Annotated in this window: 20 protein-coding genes and 2 tRNA genes; 11 read left to right on the forward strand and 11 right to left on the reverse strand. The window is 54.1% G+C overall.

What is annotated here, in order from left to right:
* Positions 1-28: 28 nt before the first annotated feature.
* Positions 29-388, reverse strand: coding sequence for a YfeC-like transcriptional regulator (locus tag AAH450_RS01025; protein WP_342908517.1), 360 nt, complete (start codon positions 386-388; stop codon positions 29-31).
* Between the two features lie 157 nt (positions 389-545).
* The gene (locus tag AAH450_RS01030) at positions 546-1,334 is read right to left on the reverse strand and encodes a formate/nitrite transporter family protein (RefSeq protein WP_342908518.1); all 789 of its coding nucleotides are present in this window, start codon (positions 1,332-1,334) and stop codon (positions 546-548) included.
* Positions 1,335-1,763: 429 nt separating this feature from the next.
* On the opposite strand from AAH450_RS01030, the gene AAH450_RS01035 reads away from it, so the two are divergent.
* From AAH450_RS01035 to AAH450_RS21075, 3 genes are all read left to right on the forward strand, one after another.
* Positions 1,764-1,839, forward strand: a tRNA-Ala gene (locus tag AAH450_RS01035).
* A 46-nt stretch (positions 1,840-1,885) separates the two neighbouring features.
* Positions 1,886-1,961, forward strand: a tRNA-Ala gene (locus tag AAH450_RS01040).
* A gap of 300 nt (positions 1,962-2,261) precedes the next feature.
* The gene (locus tag AAH450_RS21075; protein ID WP_463322704.1) at positions 2,262-2,423 is read left to right on the forward strand and encodes an autotransporter outer membrane beta-barrel domain-containing protein; all 162 of its coding nucleotides are present in this window, start codon (positions 2,262-2,264) and stop codon (positions 2,421-2,423) included.
* Between the two features lie 137 nt (positions 2,424-2,560).
* On the opposite strand, the gene AAH450_RS21080 is transcribed toward AAH450_RS21075, so the two are convergent.
* Both AAH450_RS21080 and AAH450_RS01055 read right to left on the reverse strand, forming a co-directional pair.
* Positions 2,561-2,683, reverse strand: a complete 123-nt coding sequence (locus AAH450_RS21080) for a hypothetical protein (protein WP_463322691.1) — start codon at positions 2,681-2,683, stop codon at positions 2,561-2,563.
* A gap of 308 nt (positions 2,684-2,991) precedes the next feature.
* Positions 2,992-4,182 (reverse strand): NupC/NupG family nucleoside CNT transporter, encoded by a 1,191-nt coding sequence (locus tag AAH450_RS01055; RefSeq protein ID WP_342908519.1) that lies wholly within the window; start codon positions 4,180-4,182, stop codon positions 2,992-2,994.
* A 362-nt stretch (positions 4,183-4,544) separates the two neighbouring features.
* Here AAH450_RS01055 and AAH450_RS01060 point away from each other — a divergent pair, with 362 nt between their 5' ends.
* Positions 4,545-5,783 carry an Nramp family divalent metal transporter gene (locus AAH450_RS01060; protein WP_342908520.1) on the forward strand — a complete coding sequence of 413 codons (1,239 nt, stop codon included), beginning with the start codon at positions 4,545-4,547 and terminating at the stop codon, positions 5,781-5,783.
* 58 nt (positions 5,784-5,841) lie between these two features.
* Here the strand turns inward: AAH450_RS01060 and AAH450_RS01065 are convergent, their stop codons facing one another.
* On the reverse strand, positions 5,842-6,207 hold the full coding sequence (locus AAH450_RS01065; RefSeq protein WP_342908521.1) for a DUF2502 domain-containing protein: 366 nt from the start codon (positions 6,205-6,207) through the stop codon (positions 5,842-5,844).
* 154 nt (positions 6,208-6,361) lie between these two features.
* Positions 6,362-7,351 (reverse strand): L-glyceraldehyde 3-phosphate reductase, encoded by a 990-nt coding sequence (mgrA, locus tag AAH450_RS01070; RefSeq protein ID WP_342908522.1) that lies wholly within the window; start codon positions 7,349-7,351, stop codon positions 6,362-6,364.
* A 202-nt stretch (positions 7,352-7,553) separates the two neighbouring features.
* Here mgrA and AAH450_RS01075 point away from each other — a divergent pair, with 202 nt between their 5' ends.
* A complete protein-coding gene (locus AAH450_RS01075; RefSeq protein ID WP_342908523.1) occupies positions 7,554-9,206 on the forward strand; it encodes an alpha-keto acid decarboxylase family protein in 1,653 nt (550 codons plus the stop codon).
* A gap of 158 nt (positions 9,207-9,364) precedes the next feature.
* Entirely contained in the window at positions 9,365-10,330 is a 966-nt protein-coding gene (gene glk / locus AAH450_RS01080; RefSeq protein WP_342908524.1) for a glucokinase, read from the forward strand.
* Between the two features lie 37 nt (positions 10,331-10,367).
* Here the strand turns inward: glk and AAH450_RS01085 are convergent, their stop codons facing one another.
* Together AAH450_RS01085 and AAH450_RS01090 are read right to left on the reverse strand one after the other, a co-directional pair.
* A complete protein-coding gene (locus AAH450_RS01085; protein WP_342908525.1) occupies positions 10,368-11,099 on the reverse strand; it encodes a LytR/AlgR family response regulator transcription factor in 732 nt (243 codons plus the stop codon).
* 32 nt (positions 11,100-11,131) lie between these two features.
* Positions 11,132-12,811: a sensor histidine kinase gene (locus AAH450_RS01090; protein WP_342909542.1), complete on the reverse strand. Its 1,680-nt coding sequence runs from the start codon at positions 12,809-12,811 to the stop codon at positions 11,132-11,134.
* Between the two features lie 140 nt (positions 12,812-12,951).
* On the opposite strand from AAH450_RS01090, the gene AAH450_RS01095 reads away from it, so the two are divergent.
* Positions 12,952-13,479, forward strand: a complete 528-nt coding sequence (locus tag AAH450_RS01095) for a GNAT family N-acetyltransferase (protein ID WP_342908526.1) — start codon at positions 12,952-12,954, stop codon at positions 13,477-13,479.
* Between the two features lie 119 nt (positions 13,480-13,598).
* Positions 13,599-14,834 carry an alanine transaminase gene (alaC, locus tag AAH450_RS01100; protein ID WP_342908527.1) on the forward strand — a complete coding sequence of 412 codons (1,236 nt, stop codon included), beginning with the start codon at positions 13,599-13,601 and terminating at the stop codon, positions 14,832-14,834.
* A gap of 50 nt (positions 14,835-14,884) precedes the next feature.
* Here alaC and ypdK read toward each other — a convergent pair whose 3' ends face one another.
* From ypdK to AAH450_RS01115, 3 genes are all read right to left on the reverse strand, one after another.
* Positions 14,885-14,956 (reverse strand): membrane protein YpdK, encoded by a 72-nt coding sequence (gene ypdK, locus AAH450_RS01105; protein WP_342909543.1) that lies wholly within the window; start codon positions 14,954-14,956, stop codon positions 14,885-14,887.
* A 181-nt stretch (positions 14,957-15,137) separates the two neighbouring features.
* A complete protein-coding gene (locus tag AAH450_RS01110) occupies positions 15,138-16,166 on the reverse strand; it encodes an HlyD family secretion protein (protein ID WP_342908528.1) in 1,029 nt (342 codons plus the stop codon).
* Positions 16,167-16,182: 16 nt separating this feature from the next.
* Positions 16,183-17,772 carry an MFS transporter gene (locus tag AAH450_RS01115; RefSeq protein WP_342908529.1) on the reverse strand — a complete coding sequence of 530 codons (1,590 nt, stop codon included), beginning with the start codon at positions 17,770-17,772 and terminating at the stop codon, positions 16,183-16,185.
* A 167-nt stretch (positions 17,773-17,939) separates the two neighbouring features.
* Between AAH450_RS01115 and AAH450_RS01120 the strand changes: the two genes are divergently transcribed.
* The 3 genes from AAH450_RS01120 to AAH450_RS01130 are packed head-to-tail and all read left to right on the forward strand — an operon-like array spanning position 17,940 to position 20,047.
* The gene (locus AAH450_RS01120) at positions 17,940-18,722 is read left to right on the forward strand and encodes an IclR family transcriptional regulator (RefSeq protein ID WP_342908530.1); all 783 of its coding nucleotides are present in this window, start codon (positions 17,940-17,942) and stop codon (positions 18,720-18,722) included.
* Between the two features lie 13 nt (positions 18,723-18,735).
* Positions 18,736-19,188 carry a universal stress protein gene (locus AAH450_RS01125; RefSeq protein ID WP_342908531.1) on the forward strand — a complete coding sequence of 151 codons (453 nt, stop codon included), beginning with the start codon at positions 18,736-18,738 and terminating at the stop codon, positions 19,186-19,188.
* A 52-nt stretch (positions 19,189-19,240) separates the two neighbouring features.
* On the forward strand, positions 19,241-20,047 hold the full coding sequence (locus tag AAH450_RS01130) for a hypothetical protein (RefSeq protein ID WP_342908532.1): 807 nt from the start codon (positions 19,241-19,243) through the stop codon (positions 20,045-20,047).
* Positions 20,048-20,253: the final 206 nt, after the last annotated feature.

Raw genomic sequence — 20,253 nt, forward strand, 5'->3', positions numbered from 1 at the left:
CAGAATACCGGCCTGCGGGCCGGTTTTTTTATTCCTGAGCATCACTGATATCGAGACGACGAAGCAGGCCCTGAATTCCTTCACGTAACAGTAAGGCGTAAAGTTTTTCCTGCTCGGCGGGACTCATCTGCTGGAGAGAAGTCAGCAATAACGAAGAGAGGGAGTTGGGAGGAACGCGATAAGTGGCCGTGGGTTCGGCAGCGTGACGGGTAGACTTAAGAAAACTTCGGACACGCTCGTCAATGTAAATCATCCTCGCTTTTCCTCCCTGTACGCCGGGTTTAGGCTTGGTGATCCACTGCTCTTTCTTTACCCATTTATTGATTGTCTGACGACTGAAACCTGTCTCTCTGGCCAGCTCTTCTGGCGTTAACCATTCCTTTTTCATAGTGCAATTCCTGTTTGCGACGTGAGGTAACCTCAACATATTACAGGATTTCGTAATACGAACAACTAACAGGAATGATGACTAAAGCGGTGATTAATACAGCAAGAGGAGAGGAGAGGGTTCCCCCTGCCCGGCACAGGCAGAGGGAAGGCAGGCATTAATTTGACACTTTTACCGCATCTTCCTTTGGACGGTAGGCCATGTAATAGGCCAGGCCGACGAATACCGCGCCACCAACGGTGTTACCGAGGAATACCGCGACAAAGTTAGGCAGATACTCTACCCAGCTCAGCTGACCTGCGAAAATGGCCGCAGGGACGATAAACATGTTAGCGACCACGTGCTGGAAACCGATGGCCACAAAAGCCATTACCGGGAACCACATACCGAAAATTTTGCCCACCACATCTTTACTGGCAAAAGCCAGCCAGGTAGCCAGGCACACCAGCCAGTTACAGCCAATGCCGGAAATAAAGGAGTGGGTGAAGTCAGCATTCACTTTAGCGCTGGCGATAGCGACGGTTTTTTTCAGGTAATCGCCTTCGGTCATGCCGAGCATATGGCCAAAGAACCACGCTACCGCAATGCTGCCGATAAAGTTAGCCAGGGTTACCCAGAACCAGTTACGCAGCACGCTGTAACCGCTGACCTGACGGGCGAACCAGGCAATCGGCATGGTCATCATATTACCGGTCAGCAGTTCACCGCCGGCCAGAACGGTCAGGATAATCCCCACCGGGAATACGGCCGCGCCCAGCAGCCCGCCAAATGAACCCCAGTCGGCAGGCAGAGAGTTAATAACATGAATATCCAGCAGGAAGCCGAGCGCAATAAAGGCACCGGCTAAAAACCCGAGAATAAGTAAAGTGGAAACAGAAGAGTGGCTTTTAGCCACGCCGGACTGAATAGCAACCGCTGCGATTTCTTTAGGTGAATGCAAGGACATATATAGCTCTGATTCTGGTGTAGTGAAGGAAAAAATGGCCGGATCCATCGCGTTGTAAAACGCGCGCATCCAGCGCTGAGAGGGTTCCGGCCTTCGAAAGCGCGGGCAGTTTTGCACGGGAAATTAACAAAAACAAGAACAATTAGGAGGCTAATTAACCCTCTGTTTACATGATTGCGGCTCTGAAAAGCCATCCTCAGAAAATTCTTAGTAAAATTGCGCTGCTGACCCTATTTTATGGTTGTGAAGATCGCTATAAAGGGGATTTCTGCTGCCTGAATATTATGTAAACAAGTTCTCACTGACCCTTATTGGCGGCTTTTTCAGCGATTAACTTCAGTTTGCTAATTTGCCGTTGACACCATCAGCGCTGTTTCATATTATCCCCGCCGTTGGGACAACTCAGGTTCCGACAAGGTTATTCGGTTCGGGGGTATAGCTCAGCTGGGAGAGCGCTTGCATGGCATGCAAGAGGTCAGCGGTTCGATCCCGCTTATCTCCACCAAATCTTCACCAGCAGATTTGGCACCGGAAAACAGATTGAATGTAGTGGGGGTATAGCTCAGCTGGGAGAGCGCTTGCATGGCATGCAAGAGGTCAGCGGTTCGATCCCGCTTATCTCCACCAATCACTCTTTACTCTTCCTCTTTTCGCACCTTCTCACACCCATTATTCATCTTCGTTTCTGAAATTTATCACTCTGTATCCAGGCGTTCCCGTTCCGTCGCGTTCCAGTTGCGCAATCAAGCCATACTCCCATTCTGAAATACCTTTATGCAAGGATCTGAAATCCTTATCCGCAAGGTTTTTACCCCTGGTCTCATGGGTTTAGCCGTGCAGCGTGGTACCCACACAGTCGAAACCAAGCGGAGCTGTATGTTTTGCTGCTCTTACGATCGCAATATTTGCCATCAGTAACAGATCCGGATAGCGTTCTCGGCTTACCGTGACGGCGTACGCAACGCGGGCGAGCTGAAGGCCGGGGTTGAGGGGCAGCTGACGAAAAACCTGAGCATGGACGTGTCAGCGGGCCAGCAGATGGCCGGTAAGGGCTACAGCGACACCGAGGGCGTGCTGGGCGTGAAGTAGAGCTTCTGACGGCGGAACTCGTTCACGACGTAAAACCCATCAGGGGCGCTGCCGCGCCCCTGATGCTTTCCCGGAGAATCAGATGAAATGTGAAAAAGGGAAAAACCCTAAACAGTACCGGATTCTGCCAGTTCGGGTTAGGGATAGACAAACAGAAAGGGCAAATCACCGGTAAAGCGGATATCGAGCGCGCACGCATTGAGCGCTTCCTGAACCGGCGCGCCGGAGTCTAACGAGGTCAGCTTAAGATCGTAGGGCAAAGATTTTCGCGCCTGGCGTCTGCCAGCCGAACAGCCTTCCCTGATCGGGAAAGAGGATCTCAGAACCTTCTGTCAGCAAAACCGCTTTAACAATCCGGCACTCCGGGCGGAATTAATCACCCGGTCTGTATTGGCAAAAAAGCCTTCGATCACGAACTGATCTACGGCATTGCTGAGCAGCCGATCGAAAGTATGGCGGTGTTTGAAGTGAATGATGAGTTTATCAGCCAGGCCTGGTTCTGTTTCCCTTAACCCCCATAAAAAAAGGCGGACCTTCTCAGGCCCACCTTTTTTATTCTGCTGACTGATTACCAGCCCAAAACCAGGCCAGCAATAGAGGCGGAAAGAATGCTCACCAGCGTGGAGCCGTAGAGCAGCTTCAGACCGAAGCGGGAAACCACATTACCCTGTTCTTCATGCAGCCCTTTGATCGCTCCTGCCACAATCCCGATAGAGGAGAAGTTAGCAAAAGAGACCAGGAACACGGAGAGGATACCCACGCCGCGCGGAGAGAGTTCACCCGCCACTTTTTGCAGATCCATCATCGCTACAAACTCGTTCGAAACCAGTTTGGTTGCCATGATGCTGCCGACCTGCAACGCTTCGCCAGCCGGTACGCCCATCACCCAGGCAAACGGGTAGAAGACGTAGCCCAGCACGCCCTGGAAGCTGATGCCGAAGATAAAATCAAACAGCGCATTGATAGCGGAAATCAGCGCGATAAAACCGATCAGCATTGCAGCCACGATCACCGCCACTTTGAAACCGGCCAGGATATATTCACCCAGCATCTCAAAGAAGCTCTGCCCTTTATGCAGATCGTTCAGCGTTAACTCTTCTTCGCTGTCGACGCTGTAGGGGTTGATAATCGACAGCACGATAAAGGTACTGAACATGTTCAGCACCAGCGCTGCTACCACAAATTTCGGGTCAATCATGGTCATATATGCGCCCACAATCGACATCGATACGGTAGACATCGCCGTCGCCGCCATGGTGTACATGCGACGCTGGGACATTTTGCCGAGGATATCTTTGTAGGCGATAAAGTTTTCTGACTGGCCTAAAATCAGCGAGCTGACGGCGTTAAAGGATTCCAGTTTACCCATGCCGTTGATTTTGGACAGCACGGTTCCGATTGCGCGAATAATAATCGGCAGAATACGGAAATGCTGTAAAATACCAATCAGCGCGGAGATAAACACGATAGGGCACAGAACGTTCAGCCAGAAGAACGCCAGACCTTTATCGCTCATATTACCAAAGACAAAGTTAGTTCCCTGTGCGGCATAGCTCAACAGCTTGTCAAACAGTCCCGCAAATCCTTTCACGAAGCCAAGGCCGACTTCTGAGTTCAGGAAGAACCACGCAAGCAGCACTTCAATAACCAGAAGCTGTATAATATAACGTACGCGGATGTTTTTCCGATTCGTGCTGGCCAGCAGGGCCAACACGGCTACCATCACCAGCGCCAAAGCAAAGTGAAAAATGCCTGACATGTGTGCTCCATTTTTGAAGGATGTTGTATTTCGCTGCACATTCTATGTAACAAGAAACCTAAAAACGAGATCTGGGACACAATATAACAATTACCTATCACTCATCCGACAGATACACCCGCCAGATCACATCCTGACACTGTTTATAAAAACACCCCATTCACATCAAGGTTATCCTTTTAACAAGTCGCACAAAAAGAATTGCTCATTTTTTAGCTGTGGAGTAGTTTGGATTGGAGTATAGCCTTTGCTATATTTCTTAGTAGGGGCTATCGCAGCGATAACGAATACCTATTCAAATGCGCTTGATAATCATTATCACCTAAAAGAGAATGATCGCATCTGGGTTGAAGGGGATACCAATGTTTGAAGGCCGTACAGCAGAGCAAACCGTCCGGGGAGCACGCAAAATAAAATTTGCTTTGATGGGCCCTGCCTTTATCGCGGCTATCGGCTATATCGATCCCGGCAATTTTGCGACCAACATTCAGGCCGGTGCCTCTTACGGCTACACGCTGCTGTGGGTGGTGGTCTGGGCTAACATCATGGCCATGGTTATCCAGCTGATGTCCGCCAAGCTTGGCATCGCCACCGGCAAAAATCTTGCAGAACATATCCGCGATCGATTCCCCCGTCCTGCCGTCTGGTTCTACTGGGTGCAGGCTGAGATCATCGCCATGGCCACCGACCTGGCTGAATTTATCGGGGCGGCGATTGGCTTTAAGCTGATTTTTGGCGTCAGTCTGCTGCAAGGCGCGGTGCTTACCGGTGTCGTTACTTTCCTGATTTTGATGTTGCAGAGCCGCGGTCAAAAACCGCTGGAGCTGGTGATTGGCGGGTTGCTGCTGTTTGTGGCGGCGGCCTATGTCATTGAACTGTTTTTCTCACAGCCTAAAATTGCCGATCTGGTGCATGGGTTGGCGGTGCCTGCCCTGCCAACGGCGGATGCGGTGCTGCTGGCCGCTGGCGTACTGGGGGCCACAATCATGCCCCACGTTATTTACCTCCACTCTTCCTTAACGCAAAGTCCTGATGGCGGCTCGCGTGAGCAGCGCTACTCCTCCACTAAGCTGGATGTGGCCATTGCCATGACCATTGCCGGTTTTGTTAATCTGGCGATGATGGCTACGGCAGCGGCGGCTTTCCACTTCAGCGGCCATACGGGCATTGCCGATCTGGATCAGGCTTACCTGACCCTTGACCCGCTGCTGGGCCGCGCCGCCTCGCTGGTGTTCGGGCTTAGTCTGCTGGCCGCCGGACTTTCTTCAACCGTGGTCGGCACCATGGCCGGGCAGGTGGTGATGCAGGGCTTTATTCATATCCGCATCCCGCTGCTGGTGCGCCGGTTGGTCACTATGCTGCCGTCATTTATCGTGATCATGGCGGGGTGGGAACCGACGCGCATTCTGGTGATGAGCCAGGTACTGCTGAGCTTTGGTATCGCGCTGGCGCTTATTCCGCTGCTGACCTTTACCGGCAATCGTGAGCTGATGGGCGACATGGTTAACTCTCGTCCCATGCAGTGGATAGGAAAACTGATTGTGCTGGTGGTCGTGGCGCTGAATCTTTATCTGTTGGTGGCGATGGCGCTGGGGATGTAACTCTTTGCTCAGCCGCCGTGCTCCATAAAAAAGCCGACCCGCAGGTCGGCTTTTTTGATCAATGGCGATGGCCATGATCCCTGTCGTGATGGCGATCGCGCTCATGATGACGCCATTCACGCTGACGTTCACGGTCGTGCCATCTGCGCTCTCGCTCCCACTCATGACGGCGGCGCATCTCCTCATGGCGACGCCATTGCTCATGACGCCACCAGCGGCCTTCATCATAGCGATAGTTGCTGCGCCAGTAGTGGCGGTCGCGCCAGCGTCCGCCATCCCAGTAATTACCGCGCGGGTCGCGGTCACCAATTTGCAATGAAACGCCAGGGGCTAACGTAATTCTGGCGCTGTCGGCTTGCGCTGTGTGCATCGCCAACGGGGATAAACTTGCCAGCAAAGCGGCAACAAACAGAAAACGTTTCATTATATCTCCTTATCAACGGCTCAACTGCTCCGTTGTGTCGCCAAGATTATAAAGAGTTAACGGGCGTTACGCCTGGGAGATTCTGAAAAAGTGCGTAAAGAGGGGATTTGAGAATTATCCGGAGAAACCCGCCGCAGGCCGCGGCGGGAGGGGGTTAGCCAAGGATGGCGTTGATTTGATCCAGTTCAGCCGACGTGAAGTCACGCTGTTTCAGCATGCCTACTGCATCGTCAATCTGGCTGGTTTTACTGGCACCAATCAGCACCGAAGTGACGCGACCCTCGCGCAGTACCCAGGCCAGCGCCATCTGGGAAAGCTTCTGCCCACGCTGCTGCGCCAGCGCATTGAGCTGACGCACTTTGTCCATTTTTTCCGGGGTCAGCTGATCGCTGCTCAGGAACTGGCTACCGCTGGCGGCACGGGAATCTTCCGGAATGCCGTTCAGGTAGCGGTCAGTGAGCACGCCCCCAGCCAGCGGGGAAAAGGCGATGCTGCCTACGCCTTCTTTAATCAGCACATCCAGCAGCCCATTATCCGGCGTCCGCTCAAACAGGGAATATTTCGGCTGATGGATCAGGCAGGGTGTACCCAACTGCTTCAGGATGGCAATGGCTTCTGCTGCCAGCGCTGCCGGGTAGTTAGAGAGCGCGATATATAACGCTTTGCCCTGGCGCACAATATGGTCCAGCGCCGTCATGGTCTCTTCCAGCGGCGTCTCTGGATCCGGACGGTGGTGATAGAAAATATCCACATAATCCAGGCCCATACGTTTCAGGCTCTGGTTCAGGCTGGCAATCAGGTACTTACGTGAACCCCAGTCGCCATAGGGGCCATCCCACATGGTGTAACCCGCTTTTGAGGAGATGATCAGCTCATCGCGGTAAGGCGCAAAGTCTTCACGCAGAATGCGGCCAAAATTCTCTTCAGCCGAACCCGGAGGTGGGCCATAGTTGTTCGCCAGATCGAAATGAGTGATACCGTTATCAAAAGCATGCCTGAGGAGTTCACGGCTGTTATCCACACGTGTGCTGTCGCCAAAGTTATGCCAGAGGCCCAGCGAAATAGCCGGTAACTTCAGGCCGCTTTTGCCGCAGCGGTGATAGGTCATTTTTTGATAACGTTCTGCATCTGCCTGATAAACCATGAATAGTTCCTGTTCAAAGTGGATGGAGTTCCCTGAAAGCCTGTCAGTGTATACGGTTACATTGAAGCGGTAAGCGCGGCAGATCGCAACTTGAAAAATTAGCTGAGGCGTAACGCAGAGTTGCCACGCGCCCTGGGGCAGGTTGCGAATAGCTGCAAATTTATCAGCAATACTCAGTTAACAGCCACTGAGGAGAAACCCTATGCCACGTCTTACCGTTGGGGAATATTTGCTGTCTCGTTTACAGGAAGCCGGTATCGGTCATCTGTTTGGCGTACCGGGCGACTACAATCTGCAATTTCTGGATAAGGTCATCAACAGCTCTGAAATTGGTTGGGTAGGCTGCGCTAATGAGCTGAATGCCGCTTACGCTGCCGACGGTTACGCACGCTGTCGTGGCGCGGCAGCGCTGTTGACCACTTTCGGCGTAGGTGAACTCAGCGCCCTCAATGGCGTGGCAGGCAGCTTTGCAGAATATGTGCCGGTGATCCATATTGTGGGTGCTCCCGCCAGCGCAGCGGCGAAAGAAGGTTTGCTGCTGCATCACACCCTGGGCGATGGCGATTATCGTCACTTCCTGCGTATGTCCCGTGAAATCACCGAAGCGCAGGCTGTTCTGACGCCGGAAAATGCGGCTGAGGAGACAGACCGCTTGCTGCTGACCGCGCTGAAAACGCACCGTCCCGTTTATCTCTATTTATCAACCGATGTGGCCATGGCAGAGATCGCCGCGCCAAAGGAAAAGCTGATTGTTGAACGCTCATGCGATCCTGCGCAGCTGGCAGCATTTACTGCGGCGGCAGAGCAAATGCTGGCTCATGCAGCAAGCGTAGCCCTGCTGGCCGATTTCCTGGCTGACCGCGCGGGCCAGAAGCAGGCTCTGGCACAGTTTCTTGATGAGGTGCCGATGCCCTTTGCCACATTACTGATGGGAAAAGGGGTGCTGCCAGAACAGCGTAACGGCTTTGTGGGAACCTATGCCGGTGCAGCGAGCGCGGGCGACACGCAGCGCATTATTGAACAGAGCGAGGTTATTATTACGGTGGGAGTGCTCTTCACCGATACGATCACCGCTGGCTTTACGCAAAATATCGACCCCGGCAAAACCATTGCCATCGGTCTGAATTCGAGCCGGGCAGGGGATAAGACCTTTACTCATCTGCCGATGGCGGAGGCGATTAAAGCTTTACGGACCGTTGCCAGCCGTTATGCAGCCTCGTGGCCTGCGCCCTCCGGCTCTCCGCCGCCGTTACAAAACAAGCCCTCTGACACGCTTACGCAAAATACTTTCTGGCAGGCGATGCAGGATTTCATCAGGCCGGGAGACATCATCCTTGCTGACCAGGGGACGGCAGCTTTTGGCGCGGCAGCATTACGTCTGCCTCAGGATGCTACATTTATCAGCCAGCCGTTGTGGGGTTCGATTGGCTATACGCTGCCAGCCGCTTACGGGGCGCAAACAGCCTGCCCGGATCGGCGCGTGGTGCTGCTCAGCGGCGATGGCTCTGCCCAGTTAACCATTCAGGAGTTGGGTTCCCTGCTGCGGGATGGGCTGAAGCCTGTCATCTTCATTCTTAATAATGCGGGTTATACTGTTGAGCGTGCCATTCATGGAGAGCACCAGCGCTACAATGATATTGCTCCCTGGAACTGGACGCAGCTGCCACAGGCGATGAGTCGTGAATGCGCTGCACAAAGCTGGCGGGTTAATGAAACGGTGCAGCTGACGGAAGTGATGAAAATCATTCAGCGAACGCAACGCCTGTCGCTGGTAGAGGTTCAGCTGCCGCCGCTGGACGTCCCGCCGCTGTTAAAAGCGGTCACGGCGGCGCTAAATCAGCGAAATTCGGCATAATGGGCATTAATTCAGATTGATGCCCGTGGGCAAGGGCGCCGCAGGCAGGTAAGGTAGGCGATTAGCCTGATTCGTGCGCCCTGACACGGGCGGGCGTTGTTGTTTTAGTGGGGGAAATTTATAGTGTGTATAAATGACGTAAGCGGAGCAAAACAATAATGACTAAGTATGCTTTGGTAGGTGATGTCGGCGGAACTAATGCCCGCCTGGCACTGTGTGAAACCGAAACCGGTGCCATTTCCCAAGCCAAAACTTTCTCCACAGCAGACTACGATAGCCTTGAAGCCGTGATCCGTTTTTACCTGGAGGAGCAGAAGCAGGAGATCGTCGACGGTTGTATCGCTATAGCCTGTCCGATCACCGACGACTGGGTAGAGATGACCAACCACGACTGGGCATTTTCCACCAGCAAAATGAAGGCCAATCTTGGTTTTGAGCACCTTGAGATCATCAACGACTTCACTGCTGTTTCCATGGCCATCCCGATGCTCTCTGAGCAGGATGTGATGCAGTTTGGCGGCACCGCGGCGGTAAAAGATAAACCTGTAGCTGTTTACGGTGCAGGAACCGGGCTGGGCGTGGCGCATCTCGTGCATGTCGATAAGCGTTGGGTCAGCCTGCCGGGCGAAGGGGGGCATGTTGATTTCGCCGCTAACAGCGAAGAAGAAGATATGATCCTGGAAGTGTTGCGAGAAGAGCTGGGCCATGTCTCTGCCGAGCGTATCCTCTCTGGCGCGGGTCTGGTTAACCTCTACCGGGCGATGGTGAAATCGGATGGACGGGTTCCGGAAAATCTCAAACCAAAAGACGTTTCTCAACGCGCGCTGGATGACAGCTGTACTGACTGCCGCCGCGCGCTGGCGATGTTCTGTGTGGTGATGGGCCGCTTTGGCGGTAACCTGGCACTGAACCTGGGGACGTTTGGCGGCGTCTATATTGCGGGCGGCATTGTGCCTCGCTTCCTTGAGTTCTTTAAGGCGTCCGGCTTTCGTGCCGCGTTTGAAGACAAAGGCCGTTTCAAAGATTATGTGCAGAACATTCCCGTCTTTCTGATCACCCACGATCAGCCCGGCCTGCTGGGTGCTGGTGCGCACCTGCGCCAGACGCTGGGTAGTGTACTGTAACAGCCTCTTCACAGGGTCGGGATACCGGCCCTTTCTCTTAGAGCCGCATCAGCTGGCGAAACTCTTTCACTTTGCTGCGGCTTACCGGCACCTGAAACTCCAGATCCCGCAGCTTCAGCATATAGGTGTTATTGAACCAGGGTTCGATTTCGCGGATCTTATTGAGGTTAACGCAGTAAGAGCGATGGCAGCGGAAAAACTGCTCTTCCGGCAGGCGGCCACAGAATTCGGTGATGTTAACGGACATCACGTACTCTTCGCGCCGCGTGTAGACAAATGTCATCTTCTCGTGTGCTTCGACGTAGTAGATATCATCTATATCGGTGACGATGATCCGTTCATCCTTCACCAGATTTACGCTGTGTACGCCGTGGCGGACGTTTTCCTGATTTCCCGGCTGATAAGCCTGATGTAAGGTGTTTTCCACCTTGCGCAGCATGGTGATGATGCGCATCTCATGGTAGGGCTTCAAAATATAGTCAAATGCTTCCAGCTCAAAGGCATCCACCGCATGCTCTTTGTAGGCAGTAATAAACACGATAAGCGGTTTTTGCGCAAATTTACTGATATTTTGCGCCAGCAGCATGCCATCCAGCGAAGGAATATTGATATCAAGAAATATCACATCCACCTGATGAGTTTGCAGATATTTCAGCACATCCAGGCCATCATCAAAGGTGGCCTCAATGGTCAGCTGGCTGTGCTGCCGAATCAGCCAGCTAAGCTCCTGTTGCGCCAGAAATTCATCTTCAACAATTATCGCTTTCACATCATTTTCCCGAAGTTAACAGACGACCAGGCTTATAAAGAGACGCTTTCGCTGGCGGGCAGCACCGTGCCATTTTTGCTGATATAAAAAGCGATTTCCGTACCGGGGTTGCGGCGGTGAATATGCAGCCCTTCGCCATAGAGCAGTTTCACGCGGTGATGCACGTTAAGCAGGCCAATTTTGTTGCCCGGCATCTCATTACGCTCAACCCGCGCAACCACCTCTTCACTGATTCCATTGCCGGTATCCCGCACCGAAATTCGGATCCTGTCGCCCTGATCTTTCAGGCTAAGGGTAACCACGCCTTTTCCCCGGCAGGGATGAATGCCGTGCACAATGGCATTCTCTACCAGCGGCTGGATCAGCAGGCTGGGCAGCGAGCAGTTCACCTCTTCATCAATGTCATAAATCACCGTCAGCTTGTCACCGAAGCGGGCCTGCTCAATGGCGATATAATCCTTGATTTGATAGAGCTCTTTTTTGATATCGATAATCTCATCATCATTAAGCTCCAGGTTGTAACGCAGATAACGCGACAAGTTGGTGATGAGCTGCCGGGCGGTGTCCGGATTGATGCGGATGGAGGAGGAGATGGCGTTCAGCGCATTAAACAGGAAATGCGGGTTGATCTTACTCTGCAAGGCGCGCAGTTCCGCTTTGTTCGCCATTTCCCGCAGCTGTTCCGCCCGCGAGACTTCAAGCTGGGTGGAGATGATCTGCGACAGACCCACCGCCATCTCTTTCAGCGACCAGGTGATGCGGTGCGCATGGCGGTAATAAATTTTAAGGGTGCCGGTAACGTCCCCCTTTTCCCAGAGCGGGATCACAATCATCGAGTGAATTTCTGGCGTCCGGTGCGCCTCATCGTTGTTTTTGATAATGATTTCACCATTGGCAATGGCGCTGGCGGTGGTCGGGCTTATCTCATCATCGCCATTATGGTAATTCGCTTCGCCCACGCCCACATAAGCCAGGATTTGGTGCTTGTTGGTAATGGCAACGGCATCCGCATTAATGTCGCTGCGAATAATGTCACATACCTGGCGCAAGGACTGGCTGTTTACCTGCCTGAACAGCGGCAACGTTTTGTTGGCGATTTCCAGCGCCAGTTTGGCCTGTCGGGCGGCAATGGCCTCTTTTTCCCCCTCAACGCTCTGAATAAGCAGCACAATCAAGCCGATGCTCGCCGCGCCGAGGATCATCGGTACGGCTATTTCAGAGACAATCTCTATCCCAAGCATGGTCGGGCTGGCCCAGACCACAATCAGGATCATGGTCAGCGATTCACACAGCATGCCGCCAATAATACCCATGCTCCAGCGGTTCTCTTTTCTCACCTTGAGGTTGATATACCCAGAGACGACTCCAGCAATAATGCTGGTGATCAGGCAGGGGATGGAGGTAACCCCGTGTATATCGATCAGAAAGCGATGCAGGCCCGCGATAACGCCAGTGATAATGCCGACCCAGGGGCCAAACAGGATGCCGCCGGACATAATGGCAATGGTACGGACATTAACCAGCGATCCGTCAACGTTGATGCCGCTCCAGGTACCGAACAGCGCGAACAGGGAAAAGATCGCCGTGACCGCAATCAGCTCCTGGCGGGAGTGTTCATCCTTTTGCAGCAGTTGACGAAAATGGCGCGTGCGCGTCATAAAGAACAGGCAGATAAGCATCAGCGCAGCGCGGTCCAGCACGGCAAGCAGCATGTCAAACATTGAGTGCACGAGCGCCTCAGCAAAAGAATAGAGAGAAGGTTATGATAGGGAAAGCGGGCAGGATGTGCCAGGCATCAACATAATGATTTGCCATGGCTTTAGCTCAGATCAACTCTTTTGTGGAGAACGTTATGCAACTCATCACTGAGCGGCTGCAATTAAAGAACCTTCAGGCGGAAGACTGGCAACTTTTTTACCGGGTTCATACCGATACGAGCAGCATGGAGTATATCAGCGCCGTGCCGCAGATGGCCGATATCCGTCAGCGCTTTAATGACCGCCTGGCGCCCTGGCAAGTCACCAGTTTCCATATGCTCTGCCTGGTGGTGAGGCTGAAAAGCAGTGGCGAGGCGGTGGGGCTGATTGGCACCAATGCCGAGTGGGCGCCCTACCGGCAGGCGGAAGTGGGCTACTCCTTTCTCAGCGAGCATTGCGGCAAAGGATACGGCAGTGAGGCACTGGGCGCGCTGACAGATTACCTGTTTGAGCACTGTGAGTTTCACAAAATCAAAGCGCAGGTGGTGGAAGGCAACTGGCCGTCGCGGCGGGTACTGGAAAAGAACGGTTTTCAGCTTGAGGGGACGCTGCGGGATAATTATCTGCTGAGAGGTGAATGGGTGAACGATTGGGTCTTTGGTCGGCTGAAAAAAGACGTTTAAAACTATTTTATGTCGCCCTATCGACAGGGCGGCAGCCTCTACGTTATGTTCAGTGTTCGACCAGTTTCTGGTCAGCGTCGCTCGGACGGTCCGGGCGCTAACGTAAATCAGAGGATCCTATGGCTGACAACAGCTCTCCACGCCGTTTTTCCCGCATTGAACGTCTTCCCCCTTACGTATTTAACATCACAGCCGAACTGAAGATGGCCGCGCGCCGCCGTGGTGAAGACATCATTGACTTCAGCATGGGCAACCCGGATGGCCCAACGCCGCCGCATATTGTGGAAAAACTCTGCGCCGTAGCGCAGCGAGACGATACGCATGGTTATTCCACCTCGCGCGGTATTCCCCGTCTGCGTCGGGCCATTTCACGCTGGTATGCCGACCGCTATCAGGTCGAGATTGACCCTGAATCTGAAGCTATCGTCACCATCGGTTCGAAAGAGGGGCTGGCGCACCTGATGCTGGCCACGCTTGATCATGGCGATACGGTGCTGGTGCCCAATCCCAGCTACCCAATCCATATCTATGGCGCAGTGATAGCGGGGGCGCAGGTTCGCTCCGTGCCGCTGGTGGCGGGGGTAGATTTCTTTAACGAGCTGGAGCGCGCCATCCGGGAAAGCTATCCGAAGCCCAAAATGATGATCCTGGGGTTCCCTTCAAACCCCACCGCGCAGTGCGTGGAGCTGGATTTCTTTGAACGCGTTATTGCGCTGGCCAAACAGTACAACGTGCTGGTGATCCACGATTTAGCCTATGCGGATATTGTTTACGACGGCTGGAAAGCGCCGTCGATCATGGAAGTGCCGGGCGCGCGCGACGTCGCCGTGGAATTTTTCACCCTGTCGAAAAGCTACAACATGGCAGGCTGGCGCATCGGCTTTATGGTCGGTAACAAGGAGCTGGTGGCCGCGCTTGCGCGTATCAAAAGCTATCACGATTACGGGACTTTCACCCCGTTGCAGGTAGCAGCGATTGCCGCCCTGGAAGGGGATCAGCAGTGCGTGAAAGAGATTGCAGAGCAGTACAAGCGCCGCCGCGACGTGCTGGTGAAAGGGCTGCATGAAGCGGGATGGATGGTGGAGATCCCAAAAGCCTCTATGTACGTCTGGGCAAAAATTCCCGATCACTATGCCCATATGGGATCGCTGGAATTCGCCAAGCATATGCTTCAGGAAGCTAAAGTGTGCGTCTCACCAGGCATTGGTTTTGGCGACTATGGCGACACACATGTTCGCTTCGCCCTGATTGAAAACAGCGACCGCATCCGCCAGGCGGTAAGAGGCATTAAGTCAATGTTCCGTGCTGATGGGATTTTACCGGGGACGGTGAAGCTCAACGAAGAAGAGATTTAAAGAGTGGGGTCAGGCCGGGAGGCCTGACCCGCTGAATGCGTGCTCCAGGGTTACAGCATCAGATAGAAAGTGCCAACCCAAATGAGCATAATAAAAGAGATTCCCATCAAAGCATATTTCACCAGCAACTCCTCTTAACGCCTGAACTGGGCCGATCCCAGGCTTTTTCGCGAACTTTACGATGCAGCAGACCCTGAAGCCAGGCCGTATCGGGTAGCCATAAACGGCTTATGGCAGGATCGTCGGCTAATTTACCTGCTCTCCGGCGCAAAATAAAGTCGGTTATGCTAAGCATCGTCCGGGTCAGGGTGTCTCGATCTCGGGCACCACGGACATGCCAACCCTTAAACGCGCGCGCTCTGGCTGACCGGGTTCAAGCACAATTTTGACCGGTAAACGCTGCACCACTTTGGTGTAATTTCCCGTTGCGTTGTCGGCGGTAATGGCTGCGAAAGTAGAGCCTGTCGCTGGCGCAATACTGTCAACATGACCACGCAGCGTCACGCCGGGTAAAGCATCGACTTTGACCGCAACGCCCTGGCCTGGCTGCACATGCGTCAGCTGGGTCTCAAGGAAATTAGCGACTATATAGGTTTGCTGCAAAGGCACTACCGCCAACAGACGCGTGCCGGCAGAGACCCATGCGCCCTGGCGAACAGAGCGCTGCCCCACGGAACCTGCAATCGGCGCGGTAATAGTGGTGTAGGAGAGATTCAGACGGGCCTGATCGACGTTGGCTGTTGAGGCGGCGATATCTGCTTTAGCCTGTTTGAGGCTTGCCTGTAGGATGCCAGTCTCTTTACGCGCAGCGAGCGCCGCAGCCTGGCTCTGGCGGAGCTGAGCCGAGGCTTCACGCATAGAGGCGTTGGTTTTTTGCTGTTCATCGGCTGTAGCGGTGCCGGTTTTCAACAGGCGGCGATAGCGCTCAGCATTTTGTCCCGCATAGCTCAGCGTCGCTTCGCTGGCGCTGACGGCAGCATCGGTTTGTGCAATTGTGGCCTGCTGCTGCTCCAGCTGGGCTTCAATGCTGCTGAGTTTCGCCTGGCTGACCTGAAGGTTAGCTTCGGCCGTTTCCAGCGCTACCCGGTAATCGCGGTCATCAATCGTTGCCAGCGTTTCACCTGCCTTGACCGGCTGGTTGTCACTGACGTTGACCGTGCGGATATAGCCGGAAACTTTTGGGGCAACCAGCGTATAGTCCGCCGTAACCACAGCATCATCGGTGCGGGCACGATGGTGATTCATGGCCGACCAGACGAAAAAGGCCATCCCCAGCAGGACGGCTAACAGCAGGAGTAACAACAACGTTCTTTTTGCAGGTGTGAAGCTCATATTATTATCTCGTAGATTAGGCCTGGCGTTGGATAAGGGTTTGCGGTGGCCAGACGCGTTTTGGCAGCCACGCCGTTAACAGGATCATCAGCAGGGCAAAACCGATAATCAGCATATAGGCATCGCTGATACTGAGGATCACCGCCTGGTGCTTTAGCAGCGTGGCAAAGTGGCTCAGATTTTCCGTTGAGCTGGCGCTGCCGTCCGGCAGCAGAGGCGTCAGGCTGCCGGCACTGGCCGGGGTATCCGCCGTCATCAGCCACGGGCGATTACCCAGGTTGTCTGTCAGCGTATGCGAATGAAACTTTTCACGATGAGTCAGAAAGTTTTCCACCAGACAACTGGCAGCCACGCTGGAAAAGCCTCTTACGGTATTGAACATGGCGGAAGCAAAAGGCCCTTCAGGCGGCTGGACGACGCTGGTGGCGCTCATCAGTACTGGTAAGATCATCATCGGCTGCGCAAAGGCCTGTAAGAGCTGGATCACCCAGAAATTTTGCCTGGCCCACTCACCGGTCAGCTGCATGCCCAGCAGGCACGACAGCGAGAGCAGACCGGCACCGGCCGTCAGCATCCAGCGGCAGTCAACCCAACGCATATTCAGGATGGCAGCCATCATCGGAGCGATAATCAACTGGGGCAGACCAATCGTCAGCGCCAGCGGCGCAAACTGTAGGGTACGGAAGCCTTCCACCTGACCAAAGTAGGCCGAGGGCAGGGCAGAGCCGGAAAGTCCTACCACCAACACCCCCGCCAGCACCAGCAGACCGTGAGTCAGGTTTCTCCGCTCCAGCATCTGTAATTTGAACAGCGGCAGCGGGTGAAACCATTCATTGATCAGGAACACAATCAGCAGCGCAAATGAGGCCAGCAGCATGCCGGTAATCAGCGGCGAAGCCAGCCAGTCCAGACGCTCGCCCTGAGTCAGCGCCAGGATCAGCAGCGCAATACCGCTGCAACCGGTCACCATGCCGAACAGATCAATCTGTTTAAAGCGTTCAAAGCGCGTCGGGTCCTGGGGAATGCCCCAGCCGATCAGCAGGTTAGCAATCATTATCAATGGCACAACCTGCCAGAAAACAAACTGCCAGCCAACGGAGTCGGTCCAGAAAGCGGCCAGCGAGGCGGCAATATTTGGCCCAAACGTTGCGGTAAGTGCGTAAGCCGCCAGACCGTAGAGCTTAATGCCCGGCGGCAGGAAACGCAGGGCGACGGTCATCAGCATCGGCGGCAGCGCGCCACCGAAAATGCCCTGAACAACCCTGAGCGCAATAAAGAGCGAGGGCGTGGAGGCCAGAGGTTGCAGCAGGCCTGCTATGGCAAACCCGGAGGCCATCACCAGAGTGAAACGGCGAAGCGAAAACGTCACGGCAAACCAGGGCGCTATCATCATGGCCGCCACTTCGGCAGCCTGGTACACAGAGGTGATCCAGCTTGCACTGTCAAAGTCGAACCCCATAGCGGCTCGGATATCAGCAAGGGCCAGGTCCGTTACCCTGTCATTCAGTCCCGAGGTCAGCGCGGCGATCAGCACGCCCACCAGCCCCAACGCCAGGCGCAGGGTAAAGGGGTGGGGAGCGGGGGGCGCTGCCGGTTGAGCTGTCATAGTGAAAATTCCATTGGCGAAAATAAAAATTATCGGTGCACTGTATTGCATTGTGATACATTCGCCGGCGATATTACATGGCGATTAGCTGTATTGCAATGTGATACAGCCTGTTCGCAGCCTGAAAGAGTGCTAAAGTATTCGCATCAAGCAAGGAGCTGAACCCTATGTCTGACCCTACTGTAGTGCGTGAAGATGAGCGAACTGGTGGAATCCAGGTGATCTCCCGCGCGGCCAAAATATTGAACGCGCTGGGCGACAGCCCAAACGGCATGAGCCTGGGTGAAATAGCGCAGGCTGTTGATCTCCCCCGATCCACAGTGCAGCGCATCGTGGCGGCCCTGGACTCCGTACAGTTAGTCCGCAGTCCAGGTGTGGGAGGCGTGCGGCTTGGCCCCGCTTTGCTGCGCCTGATCGCTACGGTACATACCGATGTGGTGGCTATCGCTCAGCCCTGGCTACAGGCGTTGTGCGATGCGACGGGAGAGACGGTATCGCTGGCTCGCGCCAGTGGTCTGCAACTGGCCATTGTGCACTACGTCGTGGCCGACCGTGAACTCAGGGTGGTTCCCCGTATCGGGTTGAACCTTCCCCTCTACAGCACTTCCGGCGGTAAAGCTCTGCTGGCTCTGGGGAGTGATGAAGAGGCACGTGCGCTGGTTGGGGATGCTTATGAAGCCATCACCGATCTGACAGTTAAGGCGTTTCCTGAACTTCTTGAGCGGCTGAAGGAGATTCGACGCACCGGGCTTTCCTACGATCGGGGTGAAACGCTGGAAGGGATCTCCACGATGGCGGTGGCGATTGACACCATTCTTGGCCGCTTTTCTATCAGCCTGCTGGTTCCCTCTACCCGTTTTCAAAAGCATGAGGCGCGCTTCCGTGAAGAGATCCTGAAATGCAAAGAGGCGCTGGTAGATGAGATAGGCAAAGCGGCCTTACGTGATTAACAGAGAGGGACAGATGAAAACACTTTTAGTCGCCGTTGATAACTCTGCCATTGCGCGAAAAGTGGTAGCCCTGGCTTCAGAGCAGGCGCTGGCACTGGATGCCGACGTCGTGGTGCTGTGTTGTGTTGACGCCAGTTATGCCACTACTGCCGGAAGTTACACTATTGAAGCCGGAGAGGATCCGGGCGATTTCGGCTACGCGCTGGATGAGCAAAATACCGCAGAAGGTGCCGTACGCCAGGCGCTGGCCGAGCTTCAGCGGGCCGGTATTCGCGCAACCGGACGGGTCGTTGCTGGCGAATCAGCGGAAACCATTGTGAATCAGGCCAACGAACTCCGCGCCGCGATGATAATTATGGGACGGCGTCATCTCTCCTCTTTTAACCGGCTGCTGAAAGGATCGGTCAGCGCCGCTGTTATTGAACGAGCCAGCTGTCCGGTGCTGGTAGATGTTCGGGTTAATTAATACTGAACGACGGGCCGTTTGAGACGGCCCGGTAAACAAAGGTTTGCTTTTCATGTCCTACGCTACGCTTATCTCCTTATCAGGCGGCCTTGCGGTTGTGCTGTTTTTTACCTGGTTGTATAAAAGTGGAAAAATCAGCCAAAAGCTGGCCATATTTTTTAGCTTTTTGCTGCTCTTCATTGGCAACTTTTATTACTTCGGCATGGTGTTGCCTCAGCAGCAGCGTGATGAGCGTCTTGCGGCAGCGCAACAGCATCTGGCCTCTTTACCGGTCTATCGCACCATCAGGGCGCAGCAGCCGGGACTGTATCAGAAGCTGGATCGGGAGTTTATTGACGCTCTGCGGGCGGGCAACAGCGAAAAGCAGGCGCTGGAGCGACTGCGCCCCTGGCTTGCCGATCTGCTGAATCAGCGCATCAGCTATGCCAGTAACGCGCAGCTTTATGACTATATGACCGTGGCGCTGGAAGAGATGAAGATCATCAGGCAAAGAAACGCTGATCTGTGCTTCAAATATCTTTTCCCCCAGGTTGAAGGCGGTGTTAACACGGCAGAGATTTTGCCCCAGCCGTTGATTGATAAAGAGATGGCTGTTCTCGATAGCTTTTTGCTGAACAGCCACGGCGCAGAGCAGCCGGTGGATGCGGCCAGCGGACGGGCCGATCTGCAAGTTATTGTGCGATCGCTGTATAACAAATGGGGAACCGCCCTGCAAACGCTGAACGCCCCGGCAGAGGCGGGCGCGGATAGAGCGAAGCTTTGTGATATGACCATCGACCTTTATCAATCTGTGCTGGCACTTCCGGTCAATCATTCGGGCGAGGTGTTACGTATAATCCTTGACGGTAACGCCAAATAAGCGCAAAAAAAAACCCGCTCGCCGCGGGCATAACATAATGTTATTCAAAGTCATTCATGGTGTTGGCAGACATAAATTATGTCTGAGTGGATAATCGCATCCCTCTGCCGGGAGCGCCAGACGGCTTTCTGAATCGAATCAATTGGTAAAATAATGCAACGGCACGGTAAAAACTGTGCAAATGCAGGGTTTTCTGATGGCGAAGC

The organism is Erwinia magellanica (genome assembly GCF_039023495.1).
Lineage (GTDB): Bacteria > Pseudomonadota > Gammaproteobacteria > Enterobacterales > Enterobacteriaceae > Erwinia.

Excerpts from the sequence above, each read along its gene's own strand:
- AAH450_RS01025 (WP_342908517.1), bottom strand. The coding sequence starts at position 388 with ATGAAAAAGGAATGGTTAACGCCAGAAGAGCTGGCCAGAGAGACAGGT.
- AAH450_RS01030 (WP_342908518.1), bottom strand. The coding sequence starts at position 1,334 with ATGTCCTTGCATTCACCTAAAGAAATCGCAGCGGTTGCTATTCAGTCC.
- AAH450_RS01055 (WP_342908519.1), bottom strand. The coding sequence starts at position 4,182 with ATGTCAGGCATTTTTCACTTTGCTTTGGCGCTGGTGATGGTAGCCGTG.
- AAH450_RS01060 (WP_342908520.1), top strand. The coding sequence starts at position 4,545 with ATGTTTGAAGGCCGTACAGCAGAGCAAACCGTCCGGGGAGCACGCAAA.
- AAH450_RS01065 (WP_342908521.1), bottom strand. The coding sequence starts at position 6,207 with ATGAAACGTTTTCTGTTTGTTGCCGCTTTGCTGGCAAGTTTATCCCCG.
- mgrA (WP_342908522.1), bottom strand. The coding sequence starts at position 7,351 with ATGGTTTATCAGGCAGATGCAGAACGTTATCAAAAAATGACCTATCAC.
- AAH450_RS01075 (WP_342908523.1), top strand. The coding sequence starts at position 7,554 with ATGCCACGTCTTACCGTTGGGGAATATTTGCTGTCTCGTTTACAGGAA.
- glk (WP_342908524.1), top strand. The coding sequence starts at position 9,365 with ATGACTAAGTATGCTTTGGTAGGTGATGTCGGCGGAACTAATGCCCGC.
- AAH450_RS01090 (WP_342909542.1), bottom strand. The coding sequence starts at position 12,811 with ATGCTGCTTGCCGTGCTGGACCGCGCTGCGCTGATGCTTATCTGCCTG.
- AAH450_RS01095 (WP_342908526.1), top strand. The coding sequence starts at position 12,952 with ATGCAACTCATCACTGAGCGGCTGCAATTAAAGAACCTTCAGGCGGAA.
- alaC (WP_342908527.1), top strand. The coding sequence starts at position 13,599 with ATGGCTGACAACAGCTCTCCACGCCGTTTTTCCCGCATTGAACGTCTT.
- AAH450_RS01110 (WP_342908528.1), bottom strand. The coding sequence starts at position 16,166 with ATGAGCTTCACACCTGCAAAAAGAACGTTGTTGTTACTCCTGCTGTTA.
- AAH450_RS01115 (WP_342908529.1), bottom strand. The coding sequence starts at position 17,772 with ATGACAGCTCAACCGGCAGCGCCCCCCGCTCCCCACCCCTTTACCCTG.
- AAH450_RS01120 (WP_342908530.1), top strand. The coding sequence starts at position 17,940 with ATGTCTGACCCTACTGTAGTGCGTGAAGATGAGCGAACTGGTGGAATC.
- AAH450_RS01125 (WP_342908531.1), top strand. The coding sequence starts at position 18,736 with ATGAAAACACTTTTAGTCGCCGTTGATAACTCTGCCATTGCGCGAAAA.
- AAH450_RS01130 (WP_342908532.1), top strand. The coding sequence starts at position 19,241 with ATGTCCTACGCTACGCTTATCTCCTTATCAGGCGGCCTTGCGGTTGTG.